Source organism: Actinomadura macra NBRC 14102 (assembly GCF_001552215.1).
GTDB lineage: Bacteria > Actinomycetota > Actinomycetes > Streptosporangiales > Streptosporangiaceae > Spirillospora > Spirillospora macra.
The window spans coordinates 591,055-608,026 of the sequence record NZ_BCQT01000004.1 but is presented as its reverse complement, the minus strand read 5'-3'; the positions used below and the strand labels follow the sequence as shown (position 1 = coordinate 608,026).

12 protein-coding genes are annotated in these 16,972 nt (G+C 71.4%); 9 read left to right on the top strand and 3 right to left on the bottom strand.

Annotated elements, in window-relative coordinates:
- Positions 1-127 precede the first annotated feature (127 nt).
- The gene (locus AMA02S_RS07540) at positions 128-1,336 is read right to left on the bottom strand and encodes an N-acetylglucosamine kinase (protein ID WP_245667387.1); all 1,209 of its coding nucleotides are present in this window, start codon (positions 1,334-1,336) and stop codon (positions 128-130) included.
- Positions 1,337-1,397: 61 nt separating this feature from the next.
- Here AMA02S_RS07540 and AMA02S_RS07535 point away from each other — a divergent pair, with 61 nt between their 5' ends.
- The 7 genes from AMA02S_RS07535 (at position 1,398) to AMA02S_RS07505 (ending at position 9,209) form a co-directional block, all read left to right on the top strand.
- Positions 1,398-2,360 carry a MurR/RpiR family transcriptional regulator gene (locus tag AMA02S_RS07535; protein ID WP_245667386.1) on the top strand — a complete coding sequence of 321 codons (963 nt, stop codon included), beginning with the start codon at positions 1,398-1,400 and terminating at the stop codon, positions 2,358-2,360.
- Complete coding sequence (locus tag AMA02S_RS07530) at positions 2,357-3,253, top strand: N-acetylmuramic acid 6-phosphate etherase (RefSeq protein ID WP_067453608.1); 897 nt, start codon at positions 2,357-2,359, stop codon at positions 3,251-3,253. Before AMA02S_RS07535 ends, AMA02S_RS07530 begins: the two co-directional genes overlap by 4 nt.
- Before the next feature lie 138 nt (positions 3,254-3,391).
- Positions 3,392-4,078 carry an HAD family hydrolase gene (locus AMA02S_RS07525; protein ID WP_067453605.1) on the top strand — a complete coding sequence of 229 codons (687 nt, stop codon included), beginning with the start codon at positions 3,392-3,394 and terminating at the stop codon, positions 4,076-4,078.
- 5 nt (positions 4,079-4,083) lie between these two features.
- A complete protein-coding gene (locus AMA02S_RS07520; protein ID WP_067453601.1) occupies positions 4,084-4,575 on the top strand; it encodes a DUF6912 family protein in 492 nt (163 codons plus the stop codon).
- Positions 4,576-4,668: 93 nt separating this feature from the next.
- On the top strand, positions 4,669-6,300 hold the full coding sequence (gene pruA / locus AMA02S_RS07515) for an L-glutamate gamma-semialdehyde dehydrogenase (RefSeq protein ID WP_067453599.1): 1,632 nt from the start codon (positions 4,669-4,671) through the stop codon (positions 6,298-6,300).
- A gap of 146 nt (positions 6,301-6,446) precedes the next feature.
- Positions 6,447-7,157 (top strand): HAD family hydrolase, encoded by a 711-nt coding sequence (locus AMA02S_RS07510; protein WP_067453596.1) that lies wholly within the window; start codon positions 6,447-6,449, stop codon positions 7,155-7,157.
- Positions 7,158-7,247: 90 nt separating this feature from the next.
- On the top strand, positions 7,248-9,209 hold the full coding sequence (locus tag AMA02S_RS07505) for an acetoacetate--CoA ligase (RefSeq protein ID WP_067453593.1): 1,962 nt from the start codon (positions 7,248-7,250) through the stop codon (positions 9,207-9,209).
- A gap of 5 nt (positions 9,210-9,214) precedes the next feature.
- On the opposite strand, the gene AMA02S_RS44625 is transcribed toward AMA02S_RS07505, so the two are convergent.
- Together AMA02S_RS44625 and AMA02S_RS07500 are read right to left on the bottom strand one after the other, a co-directional pair.
- Entirely contained in the window at positions 9,215-9,346 is a 132-nt protein-coding gene (locus tag AMA02S_RS44625) for a hypothetical protein (RefSeq protein ID WP_281181849.1), read from the bottom strand.
- Between the two features lie 79 nt (positions 9,347-9,425).
- Entirely contained in the window at positions 9,426-10,028 is a 603-nt protein-coding gene (locus tag AMA02S_RS07500; protein ID WP_439951582.1) for a hypothetical protein, read from the bottom strand.
- 237 nt (positions 10,029-10,265) lie between these two features.
- On the opposite strand from AMA02S_RS07500, the gene AMA02S_RS07495 reads away from it, so the two are divergent.
- Both AMA02S_RS07495 and AMA02S_RS07490 read left to right on the top strand, forming a co-directional pair.
- Positions 10,266-11,774: a serine/threonine-protein kinase gene (locus tag AMA02S_RS07495; RefSeq protein ID WP_067453590.1), complete on the top strand. Its 1,509-nt coding sequence runs from the start codon at positions 10,266-10,268 to the stop codon at positions 11,772-11,774.
- A 264-nt stretch (positions 11,775-12,038) separates the two neighbouring features.
- Complete coding sequence (locus AMA02S_RS07490; RefSeq protein ID WP_067453587.1) at positions 12,039-16,928, top strand: NAD-glutamate dehydrogenase; 4,890 nt, start codon at positions 12,039-12,041, stop codon at positions 16,926-16,928.
- Positions 16,929-16,972 lie beyond the last annotated feature (44 nt).

Below are 16,972 nucleotides of genomic sequence, written 5' to 3'. Positions count from 1 at the left end.
TTCAGCCACCGTGGTCACAGCCTAATCACGATGGACCCCATGACCGCAAGCGGTTGCGGATCATCTGGGGTCCATCGCGATGAAGACAGGACGGCGATGCCGTCCTCGCCTCGGCGGCCAGAACGGCTCAGCCGGGCAGGGGGTGGCCGAGGCGGCGCAGTGCCAGCCCGGCCGCGCCCACGGCGCCGTCGCCCGCGCTTCGGGGCGCGGCGGCGAACCGGTCGCGCAGCCCGGTGCGGACGGCCTCGGCGACGGGGCCCTCGCGCAGCACCGAGCCGTGCATGACGACCGGTGCGCACGGGTCGGAGAGGGCCGGGCGCACCGCGTCGACGTCGCGCAGCAGCCACTGCGCGGCCTCCTCGGTGATGCGCCTGGCCACCGGATCACCTGCGGCCGCGGCGGCGGCGACCACCGGGCCGAGCCGGCCCAGGGCCGCCGGCGGGCGGCCGTACACCTCCTTGATGATCGCCTGGGCGAGCTGGGGGTTCGGCGGGGCCCCGGGCATCTCCGGATGACCCGGACCGTCCGGGCCACCGGAATGCCGGGACGGGCCGGACCCGTCGTCAGGCTGCGGACTGGAGGGTTCCGGGATCAGCACGGCCGTGCCCGTGCCGGTCCCGGAGGGAGAAGAGACGGAGGAGGAGAGGGGGGACGGCTGGACGAGCGCGGAGGCACCCGGTGGCGGTGCGCCGGCCATGGCCAGCTCCCGCCGCGGGCGGGGTCGCCGCCCCGACGAGTCGATTTCCGCGACCACCGTGGGGCCGAGCAGGGCCCGGGGGACCGAGTCGGTGAGCAGCGTCGGGGAGCCGCGGCCGTCGTAGGCCGCGAGGGCCGCCCTGACCGCCTCCTTCCCGAGCCATACCGCCGAACCCTCATCCCCGACGAGCCAGCCGTAGCCGTCCGCGCGCTGCACGATCGAGCCGTCGTTGATGACCGCCGCCCCGGCGCCGGTGCCGGAGAACACCACGATGCCCTTGGGCTCGTTGGTGCCGGCGGCGAACGCCACGGCGATGTCGGTCACCACGGCGGGCGAGCCGCGTAGCCCGAGGGCCTGCCAGGCCCGCCGCGCCGCCGAGACGGCGGCGGGTCGGCCGGCTGAGCCGGCACCGGCGATACCGAAGACGCCGGTGAGGATATGGGTTCGGTCGAGGTCTCCCAGCGCCTGCCGCAGGGCGGTTGTCAGCGCCCCCACGGTGTCGCCTCCGGAGTTGGGGTTGGCCCCTGGGCCGGTGCCGGAACCGGCCAGGGCTCCCCCGAGCGTCAGTACGACACAGCGGGTTTTCGTGCCACCCGCGTCGATACCGACCACGTAAGGACCGGCCAAATGGGTCAACACATGGCGACCGTAGCCTTTTCTACCGTTGACGTGACATCCTGCCAGTAAGAAAATTCCTTACATGAGGAAACCCATCGGCCCCGAGAGCGGGAGCACAGGGGAGGCCGGTACGTCCAGGGAAGATGCGGCGTCGAAGGATCAGACGCCGCTGAGCACCGTGGTGCGGGTGCGCTCGCTGCTGCCTTCGCTGCCCCCCGCCGAGCGACGTGTCGCGCAACGCGTCATCGACGACCCCGAGGGGGTCGCGAACTCCACCATCACCGAACTCGCCCAGACCTGCGGCACCTCTGAGACCACGGTCATCAGGTTCTGCCGGGCGATCGGGTTTCATGGTTATCCAGAGCTCCGACTGACCCTTGCCACCGAGGCGGGACGGGCCCAAAGCGCCAGCGGCGGACGGGTCATCGGCAGCGACATCAGTCCCGACGATTCCCTCGAACAGATCGTGGAGAAGGTGACCTTCGCCGACGCCCGGGCCGTGGAGGAGACCGCCGCCCAGCTCGACATCAAGATGCTCGAACAGGTCGTCGACGCCGTTGTCGCCGCCGACCGCGTCGACGTCTACGGCGTAGGGGCGAGCGCCTTCGTCGCGGCCGACTTCCAGCAGAAACTGCACCGGATCGGCCGGGTGTGCTCGGCGTGGTCGGACGCCCACATCATGCTCACCAGCGCCGCGGTGCTGGGCAGCGGAAACGTCGCCATCGGAATCTCACACTCGGGCGCGACGGTGGAGACCATCGACGCCCTGGAGGTCGCCAGGAGCAACGGAGTGAAGACCGTGGCGCTGACCAATTTCCCCAAGTCCCCAATAGCGGAGGTGTCCGATCTGATCCTGACGACGGCGGCGCGGGAGACGACCTTCCGCTCCGGCGCCACCGCCAGCCGACTGGCGCAGCTGACCGTGGTCGACTGCGTCTTCGTCGGTGTGGCGCAGCGCACCTATGGGCCCACCCGCAAGGCCCTGGAAGCCACATTCGAGGCGGTCCGCGGCCGGACCGTGCGACCCGACCGGAGGCGTCGGTGATCGATTGCGAGCTCCCCACCGAGGGCAGGAACCCGCGCACCCTCGACGTCGACACACTGCCGACCCTGGAGGTGCTGCACCTGATCAACACTGAGGATGCGACTGTGCCGATGGTCGTCGCGTCCGTCCTGCCGGAGGTCGCCCGTCTGGTCGACCTCGCGGTGGAATCGCTACGCGCCGGCGGGCGCGTGCACTACTTCGGCGCCGGCACGTCCGGACGGCTCGCGGTGATCGACGCCGCCGAGCTGCCCCCGACGTTCGGCATCTGGGGACGTGTCGTGGCCCACCACGCCGGTGGCCCGGGCGCGCTGTCCCAAGCGATCTCCGATGTCGAGGACGACGTCGAACTCGGCACCCGGGACGCCTGCGACGTTCAGCCCGGCGACATCGCCATCGGCATCGCCGCGAGCGGCCGCACCCCGTACGTGGTGGGGGCGCTGCGCGCGTCCGCCGCGATCGGGGCGCGCACCGCTCTGATCAGCTGCAACCCGCACACGCCGTACGGCGACGAAGTGGAGGTGCACATCGGCCTGGCCACCGGTCCGGAGGTGATCAGCGGCTCGACCCGGATGAAGGCGGGGACCGCGACCAAGCTCGTCCTCAACTCCTTCTCCACCACCCTGATGGTGCGGCTCGGCCGCACCTACTCCAACCTGATGGTCAGCGTGAACGCGCTGAACTCCAAGCTGCGGGCCCGGCTGGTGCGCATCCTCACGGAGGCGACGGGCATGGACGCCCGCACCTGCGAGAACGCGCTGTCGGAAGCCGGGGGCAACACCCGCGTCGCCCTCGTCTCGCTGCTCGGTGAAGTCCCCGCCGCGCGCGCGACGATCGTCCTGGAAGAAAGCGATGGCGGCGTCAGGGAGGCGCTGCAGAGGCTCCGGTCGGCCTGACCGGGCCGAGAGTCCGTGATCATGCGATCGTCCCCGCATCGGTCGCATGATCACGGACGCCCCGGGCGGACCGGCGCCGCACAAGATCCGTGTTCGAGTAGATCCGTGCCCCAGTAGAACCGTGGCCCCAGTAGAACGATGTTCGGCCATCGCCGCCCATCGCCTACGATCAGGCCCGTGACCGTCAAAGCCGTCATCACCGACTGGGGAGGCGTCCTCACGCCTCCCCTGGACGAGACCATCGCCGCGTGGCTGGCCGCCGACCGCATCGACGCCGAGCGGTATCGCGTCGTCATGCGCGGCTGGGTGCGGCAGGCCTACGACGGCGCCGGGACCAATCCCATCCACGGGTTGGAGGACGGCTCGCTGCCCACCGGGGAGTTCGAGCGGCTCCTCGCCGCCGAACTGCTCACCGTGGAGGGCGGCCCGGTCGCCGCCGCCGGGCTGCTCACCCGCATGTTCGGCGCGTTCGCCCCCGTCGAGCCGATGTACGCGGCGCTGCGCGCGGTCCGCGCCGCCGGCGCCCGCACCGCCCTGCTGTCCAACTCCTGGGGCAACGTCTACCCACGCGACCTGTTCGCCGGCGTCTTCGACGAGGTCGTGATCTCCTGCGAGGTCGGGCTGCGCAAGCCCGACGAGCGGATCTTCCGGCACACCCTCGACCTCCTCGGCAGCCAGGCCGCGGAATGCGTGTTCATCGACGACATCGACCACAACGTCCGCGCCGCCGAGGCCCTCGGCCTGCACGGCGTCCACCACACCTCCGCCGACTCCACGATCGCCGAACTGCGCGGTCTGGATCTCCTCTCGTGCGAGACTGACTGACCGACATGCGCGTCTACCTGCCTTCCACGCTCACACTCCTCGCCGCCGCAAGGGCCGCGCGGGAGATCGGCCCCGCGCCGCTCGCCGCCCACGCGGTGACGCCCGCGCTCCGCGAGTGGTACGCCGGCGGCGACCTTGAGGAGCTGGAGTACGCGGCGATGACCGCCGCCGCCCGCGCCTCCCTCCGGCTGCTCGCCACCGACCCGTCCGCCCCGCGCCGCCGGGTCGTCCTCGCCGCCGAGATGCCCGACCCAGTGGTCACCTGGCGGGGCGGAGGCACCGACCGGTCACTGTCGGAGCTGGCCGCCGCCGTCCCGTGGACGAAGATCGCCTCCGCCCATGTGGACGAGGCGTCCGCCGCGCCCGACATCGCCGCCGCCGTGCGGGCCCTGGCCGCCGCCGACGCGGGCGACGACGACGCCCTGTTCGCCGTGGACGGCGCCGAAGGTCACGAACTGCTCTGGTACGCCACCCAGGAGATCCCGCACCTGGAGTGATCGGCGGATGAGCGGCCGGGGTATTCGGTGGCGGCCGGGCGGGTAGGTCACCGCACGTCGACACCGTCGCCGGATCTCGCAGGGAGCCACCAGATGGACGCCGTCACCACCGTGCCGGTACCGGTGAACGAGCCGGTCAAGGGCTACGCGCCGGGCAGCGCCGAGCGGGCCGCGCTGGAAGCCCGGATCAAGGAGCTCGCCGGCGCGCAGACCGAGCTGACGATGACGATCGGCGGCGAGCATCGCATGGGCGCCGGCACACCGATCGACGTCGTGGAGCCCCACAACCACGGCCACATCCTCGGCCGGATCGGCAACGCCACCGACGCGGACGTGACCGAGGCCATCGCTGCGGCGCGCGCCGCGGCGCCCGGCTGGCGCTCCATGGGTCCGGACGACCGTGCCGCGATCTTCCTGCGCGCCGCCGAGCTGCTGGCGGGGCCGTGGCGGGCCACGCTGAACGCCGCGACGATCCTCGGGCAGTCCAAGTCGGTGCAGCAGGCGGAGATCGACTCGGCCTGCGAGCTGATCGACTTCCTGCGGTTCAACGTCGACTACGCGCGGCAGATCCGCGAGCGGCAGCCGAACTCCTCGCCGGGGGTCTGGAACCGGATGGAGTACCGGCCGCTGGAGGGCTTCGTCCTCGCCATCACCCCGTTCAACTTCAGCGCCATCGCCGGGAACCTGCCGACCGCGCCCGCGCTGATGGGCAACGTCGTGGTCTGGAAGCCGTCGGTGACCCAGCAACTCGCCGCGCACCACACGCTGCGGCTGCTGGAGGCCGCCGGGCTCCCGCCGGGGGTGATCAACCTGGTGACCGGCGACGGGCAGGCCGTCTCCAGCGTCGCCCTGCGCCACCCCGAGCTCGCCGGCCTGCACTTCACCGGCTCGCCGCCCACCTTCCAGCACCTCTGGCGGACGATCGGCGAGAACATCGCCGGCTACCGGGGCTATCCGCGCATCGTCGGCGAGACCGGCGGCAAGGACTTCATCGTCGCGCACCCGTCCGCCGACCCCGCCGTCCTGAAGACGGCCCTGACCCGGGGCGCCTTCGAGTACCAGGGGCAGAAGTGCTCCGCCGCGTCCCGCGCGTACGTCCCCCGCTCCGTCTGGGAGGGGATGCGCGACGACTTCTGCGACGAGGTCGGGGCCCTCACCATGGGGAACGTGGCCGAGGACCTCTCGCTCTTCATGGGCGCGGTCATCGACGAACGCGCGTTCGCCAAGCACCGCCGCGCCATCGAGCGCGCCCGCGGCGCCGACACGATCCGGATCCTCGCCGGCGGCGAGCTGGACGACTCGCGGGGCTACTTCGTCCGGCCGACCGTCCTGGAGTGCTCCGACCCCACCGACGAGATCTTCACCACCGAGTACTTCGGGCCGATCCTCGGCGTCCACGTCTACGACGACGGCGACTACGACTCCGTCCTCACGCAGCTGGAGGGCGTCAGCGAGTACGGCCTGACCGGTGCCGTCATCGCCCGGGACCGCGCCGCGATCGCCGCCGCGACCGAGACCCTCCGCTTCGCCGCGGGCAACTTCTACATCAACGACAAGCCGACCGGCGCGGTCGTCGGGCAGCAGCCCTTCGGCGGCGCCCGCGCGTCCGGCACCAACGACAAGGCCGGCTCCGTGTTCAACCTCCTGCGCTGGACGAACGTCCGGGCGATCAAGGAGACGTTCGTCCCGCCGACCGACTACCGCTACCCCCACATGGGTCCCTGAGCCCGCCCTCGGACGGTTCCGTTGCCCAGCCCGTCCGTCGCCGGTTGCGTTCGGTGGGCATGAGGCCCGACGATAAGCTCGCCGCACGTCGCGTGCGCCCATGACGGTCGCCCGTGGACGCTCCTCCGACCGCACTTGGGAACGGGATGTCGACGCTGAACCGCCTGGTGCTGTGGAACATCGATCACACGCTGGTCGACGTCGGGCGGGTCACCCGGGAGGCGTACGCCGAAGCCTTCCAGCGGACGATCGGACGGCCCCTCGTCCGGCTCGCCCCCACCCCCGGCCGCACCGAGTCGGAGATCATCTTCGAGACCCTGGCGTTCAACGACGTCATCACCACCGACGACCACCTGCCCGCCTTCGTGGCCGCGCTCACCGAGGCGTTCGCCACCCGCCGCGGCGACCTGCGCACCCACGGGCGGGTGCTCGCGGGCGCCGGCGAGGCCGTCCAGGCTCTCGCGCACGTGCCGGGAGTGGTCCAGTCCGTGCTGACCGGCTCCGTCCGGCCGAACGCGGTGCTGAAGGTGACCGAACTCGGTCTCGCCGAGCATCTCGACCTGGATGCCGGGGGGTACGAGAACGGCGTCTACAGCAAGGCCGCCCTGCTCGAACTGGCGCGCAGCCGCGCGGGGGAGCGGCACGGCACCCGCTACCTCGAATCCGCGACGGTCTACATCGCCGACTCCCCCCGCGACGTCCAGGCCGCCCGCATCGCGGGGTCCCCGGTCGTCGCCGTCGCCACCGGCAGCGCCACCGAGGCCGAACTCCGCGCCGCCGGCGCCGACCGCGTCCTGGCGACCCTCGCCGACACCCACGCCGTGGTCGCCGCCGCCGCGGACCTCACCCGCCTGTAGGCCCGCCCCGGCGGGGAAGTTGCGCGCCACGTGCGGCGGGGCTGATATTGGGGATGCCGTTCAGTGGAGTGTGGCCAGGAAGGGAGAGAAATGTCCCGTGACCATGAGGTTTCCGAGGGCTCGCCATTGTGGGAACCCTCGGCGGAGGTCGTTGCCGACGCACGGGTCACGCGCTTCGTCCACTGGCTGTGGGACCGGGGCGTGCTCACGGAGTCCTATGACGACCTCTGGCGGTGGTCGGTCACGGAGATCGATGCCTTCTGGGATGCGATCTGGTCCTACTTCGGGGTCGTCGGACGGCGGGGCGACGGCCCCGTCCGGTCGGGCGGACCCATGCCCGTGGACGGGCTCACCTGGTTCCCCGGCGCGACGCTCAACTACGCCGCCAACGCCCTGCGTAGGGCCGCCGACATCCCGGACGAGACCGCGGTGATCTTCAGGTCGGAGGCCGGCGGGCACCGCGTCCTCACCCATCGCGAGCTGGCCCTGCACGTCGCGGAGGTCCGCGCGGGCCTGGCGGAGCTCGGCGTCGGCAAGGGCGACCGTGTTGTCGCCTACGTCCCGAACATCCCCGAGGCGCTCATCTGCTTCCTGGCCACCGCCTCGCTGGGCGCGATCTGGTCGTCCTGTTCCCCGGACTTCGGCGCCTCCTCGGTGATCGACCGGTTCGCGCAGATCGAGCCGAAAGTCCTGATCACCGTGGACGGCTACGCCTACAACGGCAAGCGCTTCGACCGCCGGGACATCGCCGCCGAGATCGCCGCCGAGCTGCCGACCCTCGCCGCCACCGTCCTGATCCCCTACCTCGACCCCGCCGCCACCCCGGACGGGCTCCGCGCCGGCATGCACTACCGCGACCTGCCGCGCCAGGGCCACGACACCCTCGAGTTCGAGGACGTCCCGTTCGACCACCCGCTCTGGGTCGTCTACTCGTCCGGGACGACCGGGCTGCCCAAACCGATCGTCCACGGGCACGGCGGCGTCGTCCTGGAGCACCTGAAGGCCCTGTCGTTCCACCAGGACCTCGGCCCCGGGGACGTCTTCTTCTGGTACACCACCACCGGCTGGATGATGTGGAACTACCTCATCGGCGGCCTGCTGGTGGGCTCCACCATCGTCATGTACGACGGCGCCCCGCTCGACCTCTGGTCGCTCGCCGCCGACAACGGCGTCACCTACCTGGGCGTCGGCGCGCCGTACCTCACCGCGTCCGCCAAGGAGGGCCGCCGTCCCGGGCGTGAGCACGACCTGTCCCGCCTGCGCGGCATCGGCTCGACCGGTTCGCCGCTGCCCCCCGAGGGGTTCGCCTGGGTGTACGAGGCGGTCGGCGAGAACCTGCTGCTCGGCTCGTTCTCCGGCGGCACGGACCTGTGCACCGGCTTCGTGGGCCCGTCCCCCCTGCTACCGCTCCGCGCGGGCGTCCTGCAGTGCCGCGGTCTCGGCGCCAAGGTCGAGGCGTACGGCGACGACGGCAAGCCCGTCGTGGACGAGGTCGGCGAGCTGGTCATCACCGAGCCCATGCCGTCCATGCCGGTCAGGTTCTGGAACGACGAGAACGGCGACCGCTACCGCGAGTCCTACTTCGGGATGTACCCGGACGTGTGGCGGCACGGCGACTGGATCAAGATCCTCCCGGACGGCGGCTGCGTCATCTACGGCCGTTCCGACTCCACCCTCAACCGCGGCGGCGTCCGGATGGGCACCTCCGACTTCTACCGGGTCGTCGAGGCGTTCGACGAGATCGCCGACAGCCTCGTCATCGACACCGGCCGCCTGGGCCAGGAGGGCCGCCTCCTGCTGTACGTCCAGCTCGCCCCGGGCGCGTCCCTCGGCGACGAGCTGGTGACCGAGCTCAAACGCCGGATTCGGTCGGCCCTGTCGCCCCGCCACGTCCCCGACGAGATCCGCGAGGTCCCCGGCATCCCGCGCACGCTGTCGGGAAAGAAGCTGGAGGTCCCCGTCCGCAAGATCCTCCAGGGCACCCCGGTCGACAAGGCCGCCAACCGCGACTCCCTGGCCAACCCGGAGGTCCTTTCCCACTTCACCCCATGAGCGGATTACTCGTCCCAGGGCTCCCAGAGTTCTGTGTCGATCTCGAACGCGAGCGGTTCGGGGAGGTCCCCTCGGACCCACATCGCGTAGGGGGTGTCAGGCAGCGTGTAGTAGTGGACAACGGCTGCGACCCTCATGACACTGTGCTTTCGATTGATGACGGTAGGTGACACGTTTGAGGTCGAAACTGTCCTAGCGTACCGAGAACCCTCGATTTCAGCGGCGCCTGGAGGCGTAGGACTGGATGTCTCGGCGGCGGTAGAGGCGGCGGACCCGGCCGCCGCCCAGTTCCTCTACCGCGGCCGGTTCGGGCCAGCCCGCGGGCGGGCGTTTGGGGTAGACGGTGACGCTCGTCTGCGCGAGGCCGAGGATGCGAGCGGCCTCGGCGAGGGTGACCAGGCCGTCCGGGTCGCCGTCCTGGGACGGGCGGTCGCGCTCGGCGGCGTACCAGGCGGCCCACTCCGCCTCGTCCCAGTAGAGCGCCTTGCCCGCGCGGTGGGCCGCCTCCGGATGGCCGTTGGACGCGCGGTCGGCCCAGAGCCGCTTCAGGTGGTGACGGCTCACGTGGTGGCGTTCGGCCAGCTCATCGCGGGTGACCAGCCCGGACGGGACGGTCGCGCTACCGCGCGAGGCGTACCAGTGGTCCCAGGCGTCGGCGTCCCAGGCGAGCTGTGAGCCGACCGTCCCGGCCGCTTCGGGGTGGCCGTTCGCCGCGCGCTCGCGGAACCACTTCTCCAGGGTGCTGCGTCCGAGGCCGTGCGCATCCATCAGTTCGGCGCGGGTGTAGACGCGGCGGCCGTCGAGTGTGGTCACCGGCATAGTCTCACTTACGCGAACCCGTGGTTGCGCGGTATCGCGGCGGGTGTGGCGGTATTAGGGTGGTGGCCCGGCCTAAAAGTGTCCGATCGGGTGCGGGGGGTCAGAACGCGCCGTAAGGTCGCAGGGCCGAGTGAACTTTCCCCAGGTTTGGGGCGTCACACTAGCGGAGCGCTGGCCTGCGTCGATCGGCCCGTGGTCCGTTTCGGTCCGTCGATTGGGAGAGGGACGGTGCCACGCATGGAGGTTGGGGCGCTGCGGTCCGGTGATCCGGAGCGGCTTGGTCCGTACGCCCTGACCGGCCGGGTGGGCGAGGGCGGCCAGGGCACCGTGTTCCTCGGGGAGGACGAGAACGGCAGGCGGGTCGCGGTCAAGCTGCTGCACGCCGAGCTGACCTCGGACGACAAGGCGCGCGCCCGCTTCCTGCGGGAGCTGGAGGTCGCGAAGAAGGTCGCGCCGTTCTGCACGGCCCAGGTCATCGACGCGGACGCGGACGGCGACCGGCCCTACATCGTCAGCGAGTACGTCCCCGGGCCTTCGCTCAACCAGCAGGTCACGCAGGAGGGCCCGCTCGGCGGCGCGGCCCTGGACCGGCTCGCGGTCGGCACCGCGACCGCGCTCGCGGCGATCCACCAGGCGAAGATCATCCACCGCGACTTCAAACCGCACAACGTGCTGATCGGTCCGGACGGGCCGCGCGTCATCGACTTCGGGGTCGCCCGCGCCATCAGCGGCTCCACCACGCTGACCAGCCGCGTCATCGGCACGCCCTCGTACATGGCGCCCGAGCAGATCCAGGGCGAGGAGGTCGGCACCGCCGCGGACGTGTTCTGCTGGGCGGCCACGCTGGTGTTCGCCGCCACCGGCGAGCCGCCGTTCGGCCAGGACACCATCCCCGCGGTGATCAACCGGATCCTGCACGAGCAGCCGGACCTCGGCGGCATGGACGGTCCGCTGCGCGACCTCGTCACCGACTGCCTCGACAAGGACCCGGCCCTGCGCCCGCACGCCCGGCAGGTGCTGATGCGGCTGCTCGGGCACGAGGACGCCGCGGTCCCGGCGGTGGCGGCGGCCGTGCGTCCGCCGGGTGACACCGATGAGACCGCGATGCTCGCCGCCGGCAGCGTCCTCGCGGCGGAGGCCGTCGAGGGCACGGCAGGGCCCGGTTTCGCGCCGGCTCCGGTTGGAGCGTTCGACGCCGGGATGGCCCGCACCGGCGAGTGGGACGAACTGGACCTGCCCGGCGGCGGTCCCCCCGACCGCCTGCCGACGCCCGCCGAGTGGGCCGCCGACAACACCGTCCCGGGCCGCCCCACCGGCGGACGCGGCCTGCGGAGCACCCTCACCGGTTCCGGCCGCTCGGCGGTGCTGGCCGGTGCCGCCGCGCTGATCGTGGCGATCGTGGTGGTGTCCTCGGCGCTGGCGTTCGGGTCCGGCGACAAGGGCAAGGCGGGGCAGAAGGTCAGCGACCCCAGCGGCCCGCCGGCGTCCAGCGATGTCGCGCCGAGGTCGTCGGCGCCGCGGAGCCACAGCCCGTCGGGGCCGGCGCCCGTGACGTCCTACAGCCCGTCGCCGTCGTTCAGCCCGTCACCGTCCGGCAGCCCGAGCCCGTCCGGGAGCCCGTCGCCGACCCGCACGACGACGGACCCGACGCCCACGCAGTCGACGAACAGCCCCGACCCGACGCCCACGCCCCCGACCTCCACGCCCACCCCTCCCGGCACGGGCGCCGGCACCGGCGGAAGCTGACCCCGGCGCCCCCGTCAGGGGGGCGGCCGCGGTGACGAAAGCGGTGCCCTGCAACGGTTCCGACCGTCGTCACATGCGCCCGAAAGCGGGCCGGACGGGGAGTTCGGCGATCACCGGGCGGCATCGCGGGAAGGCCTGGCAGGGTGGGCAAAGCCACGTTCACCTTGCGGCTCAGCAGGTCGGTTTTGGGGGAATTCCTGGCTACGCTGGCGCAAGTGAGCAGCGCCACAACGAGGTGGCGAATTGTCTCTAGGGGAGTTGTTGATGGGCGGCAAGCTCGACCAGGCGAAGGACGATCGGCTCCGGCGGGCCGCGGAGACGTGCGCCCAGCGCCCCGGTGGCCGGGGCGGGGACGTGGAGGAGGCCCTCGCCTACCTTCGCCTCTACTACCACCACGTGGCTCCAGAGGACCTGCTGAGCAGGGACCCGGCGGACATTTGCGGCCCCGCGACGGCGCACCGGGCGCTCGGCGAGGAGCGGCCGCAGGGGCGCGCGAAGGTGCGGGTGTTCACGCCGTCGCTGGAGGAGAACGGCTGGGACCCCGGCCACACCGTCGTCCAGGTCGTCACCGACGACATGCCGTTCCTCGTCGACTCCGTGACGATGGAGCTGAGCCGGCACCAGCTCGCCACGCATCTGATAGTCCACCCGCTGCTCGGAGTTGACCGCGACGTCGCAGGTCATCTACGGGCGTTCCGTGGCAAGCTGGACAGTGCCACCGATGTCGACGAGTCGTGGATCCACATCGAGGTGGACCGCACGAGCGACCGCGAGCGGCTCGCCGCGTTGGAGAAGGACCTGCTGCGCGTCCTGCAGGACGTGCGGGTCGGGGTCGAGGACGAGCCGAAGATGCGGGCCCGGGCGGGCGAGATCGCCGCCGCGATCCGGGACGTGCCGCCGCCGCTTGCCGCCAAGGAGCTCGCCGAGGGCGTCGAGCTGCTGGACTGGCTGGCCAACGGGCATTTCACGTTCCTCGGCTACCGCGACTACACGCTCACCGAGAGCGGCGAGGAGAGCACGGGCGAGGCGGTGGGGCACGCCGCCGGCGGCCAGCTCGGCCTGCGCCCGGAGCCGGGCACCGGCCTCGGCATCCTGCGCAACGACAAGCGCGAGTCCGACAGCTTCGCCTCGCTGCCGCCCGAGGTCCGCGAGAAGGCCACCGAGAAGCACCTGCTCGTGCTGACCAAGGCGAACTCCCGCTCCACCGTCCATCGGCCGCTGTACCTCGACTACATCGGCGTGAAGAAGTTCGACGCGGCGGGCGAGGTCATCGGCGAGCGCCGGTTCCTCGGCCTGTTCACCCACGTCGCCTACAGCGAGTCGATCGCGCACGTGCCCGTCCTCAAGCGCAAGCTGGACGAGGTGCTGGAGCGCGCCGGGTTCACCCCCGACAGCTACGACGGCCAGGACCTCATCGAGGTGCTGGAGAGCTACCCGCGCGACGAGCTGTTCCAGATCTCCGTCGACGACCTGCTGTCGATCTCGCTCGGGGTGCTGCGGCTGCGCGAGCGCCGCCAGCTCAAGCTGTTCCTGCGCAAGGACCTGTACGGGCGCTTCATGTCCTGCATGGTCTACCTGCCGCGCGACCGGTACACCACCCGGATCCGGCTGCGCATCCAGGAGATCCTGCGGAGCGCGTTCGAGGGCGTCAGCGTCGACTACAGCGCGAACGTGACCGAGTCGATGCTCGCCCGGCTGCATGTGGTGGTGCGCGGCGAGCGCGGCCGTCCGCTGCCCGACGTGGACGTGGACGAGCTGGAGGCGCGCCTCGCGGTCGCGACCCGGTCCTGGGGCGACGACCTGGCCGACGCGATCGTCGAGCAGTGCGGCGAGGAACGTTCCGGCACGCTCGCCCGGCGGTACTCCGACGCCTTCCCCGAAGGATACAAGGCCGACTTCCCGGCCCGCACCGCGGTCGCCGACCTGCGCCGGCTCGACGAGCTGAGCGGCGACGCCGACACCTCGATCAACCTGTACGAGCCCTACAGCGCCGGGCCCGGAGAGCGGCGCCTGAAGATCTACCGGCTGGGCGAGCCGATCTCGCTGTCGCGGGTGCTGCCGCTCCTGCAGAACATGGGCGTCGAGGTCATCGACGAGCGGCCCTACGAGATCAACAGCGGTGACGGGCAGCGGTTCTGGATCTACGACCTCGGGCTGCGGTACGCCCCGCCCGTGGACGTGTCCGAGGAGGCCATCAAGGGCCTGTTCCAGGACGCGTTCACGGCGCTGTGGGAGGGCAGGATCGAGAACGACGGCTTCAACGCCCTCGTCCTGCACGTCGGCCTGAACTGGTGGCAGGCGATGATCCTGCGCGCCTACGCCCTCTACCTGCGGCAGACCGGCACCAGCTTCTCCAAGCGCTACATCGAGCAGGTGCTGCTGCGGAACGCGCAGATCACGCGGCTGCTCGTCCGGCTGTGGGAGAGCCGCCTCGATCCGGCCCTCGCGGGCGGTGAGGAGGAACGCAGCCTCGGCATCAACGAGGAGCTGCACGGCAAGCTGGACGAGGTCGCCAGCCTCGACGAGGACCGCATCCTGCGCGCCTACCTGGCGATGATCCAGGCGACGCTGCGCACGAACCACTACCAGCACAAGCCCTACCTGGCGGTCAAGTTCGACCCCGAGGGCATCCCCGACCTGCCCCAGCCACGTCCCAAGTACGAGATCTTCGTGTACTCGCCGAAGGTCGAGGGCGTCCACCTGCGGTTCGGGTCGGTGGCGCGCGGCGGGCTGCGCTGGTCCGACCGGCGCGAGGACTTCCGCACCGAGATCCTCGGCCTGGTCAAGGCGCAGGCGGTGAAGAACACCGTCATCGTCCCCGCGGGCGCGAAGGGCGGCTTCGTCGGCAAGCAGCTGCCCGACCCCGCCGCCGACCGCGAGGCGTTCATGCAGGCCGGCATCGCCTGCTACAAGGACTTCATCTCCGGCCTGCTCGACGTCACCGACAACCTCGTGGACGGCAAGGTCGTCCCGCCGCCGAACGTCGTCCGGCACGACGGCGACGACACCTACCTCGTGGTCGCCGCCGACAAGGGCACCGCCACGTTCTCCGACATCGCCAACGGCGTCGCCGCCGAGTACGGGTTCTGGCTCGGTGACGCGTTCGCGTCCGGCGGCTCCGTCGGCTACGACCACAAGGCCATGGGGATCACCGCCCGCGGCGCCTGGGAGTCGGTCAAGTACCATTTCCGCTCCCTCGGCAAGGACATCCAGCACGAGGACTTCACCGTCGTCGGCATCGGCGACATGTCCGGTGACGTCTTCGGTAACGGGATGCTGCTGTCGGAGCACATCAAGCTGGTCGCCGCCTTCGACCACCGGCACATCGTCCTCGACCCCGACCCCGACCCGGCCGCCTCTTTCGCCGAGCGCCGCCGCGTGTTCGAGCTGCCGCGCAGCTCGTGGGCCGACTACGACGCCTCGCTGATCTCCAAGGGCGGCGGGATCTTCCCCCGCACCGCCAAGTCGATCCGACTGAGCCCGCAGGTCAGGGCGGTACTCGGCATCGACGAGGGGGTCAAGGCGTTGACCCCGCACGAGTTGATCCGCGCCGTGCTGAAGGCGCCGGTGGACCTGCTGTGGAACGGCGGCATCGGCACCTACGTCAAGGCGTCGATCGAGAACAACGCCGACGTCGGAGACAAGGCCAACGACCCCGTCCGGGTCGACGGCGAGGAACTGCGCTGCAAGGTGATCGGCGAGGGCGGCAACCTCGGCCTGACCCAGCTCGGCCGCATCGAGTTCGCCCGCGAGGGCGAGCGGCGCGGTTCCGCCGCGCTGGTCAACACCGACTTCATCGACAACTCCGCCGGCGTCGACACCTCCGACCACGAGGTCAACATCAAGATCCTGCTCGACCAGGTCGTCCGGGACGGCGAGCTCACCCGCAAGCAGCGCGACACCCTGCTGTACGAGATGACCGACGAGGTGGGGCGGCTCGTCCTGCGCGACAACTACGCGCAGAATGTCGTGCTCGCCGCGGCGCGCGCGCAGGCGTCGGCGATGCTGCACGTCCACGCGCGGCACCTGCGCAAGCTGGAGCGGGACGGGCGGCTCAAACGGCGGCTGGAGTCCCTGCCCGACGACAAGGCCCTCGCCGAGCGGCGGCAGTCCGGGCTCGGGCTGACCAGCCCGGAGTTCTCCGTCCTGCTGGCCTACGCCAAGCTCACCCTGGACGCCGAGATCGTCGCCTCCGACCTCGCCGACGACCCCTACCTCGAATCCTGGCTGGTGGAGTACTTCCCGACGGCGCTGCGCGAGCGGTTCCGGTCCTCCATGGACCGCCACCCGCTGCGCCGGGAGATCATCACCACCGCCGTGGTGAACGACCTGGTCAACAACAGCGGCTCCACGTTCGTGTTCCGGATGAACGAGGAGACCGGGGCGTCCTCGTCCGACATAGCCCGCGCCTACCTGGTGGCCCGCGAGGTCTTCGGGATGCCGCGGTTCTGGCGGTCGGTGGAGGAGCTGTCCGAGCAGGTCGAGCAGTCCACGCAGCTCGCGATGCTGCTGGAGGCGCGGAAGCTGACCGAGCGCGGCGCCCGCTGGCTGCTGCACAACCGGCGGCCCCCGTTCGACATCCGCGAGACGATCGACCTGTTCTCCGGCGGCGCCGCCACGCTCGGCGGACGGCTGCCGAAGCTGCTGGTCGGCCTGGACCTCGCCGCGTTCGAGCAGCGCCGTGACGGGTTCGCCGAACTCGGCGTCCCGGACGAACTGGCCGAGCAGGGCGCCATCCTGGTCGCCGCCTACTCCACGTTCGACCTGGTGGGGATCTCCCACGAGACGGGCCGTCCGGTGGAGGAGGTCGCCGAGGTCTACTTCGACCTCGCCGACCGGCTCCAGCTGTCGCGGCTCCGCGAGCGGATCATCGCACTGCCCCGCGACGACCGCTGGCGCTCGATGGCGCGTTCGGCCCTGCGCGACGACCTGTACGCCGCGCACGCCGCCCTCACCCGGGACGTCCTGGTCACCAGCGAACCCGGCGAGCAGCCGGAGGAGCGCCTCGGAGGCTGGGCCGACAAGAACCGGACCGCGGTGCAGCGCGCCCAGCAGACGCTCAGCGAGATCTGGGAGAGCGACAGCTTCGACCTGGCGACCCTCTCGGTCGCGCTCGGCTCGATCCGCACCCTGGTCACCGCGAGCTCGCTGTGATCATTGCAACCCCGCCCCAAGGGCTCGCCTAGTCGCTTGCCCTT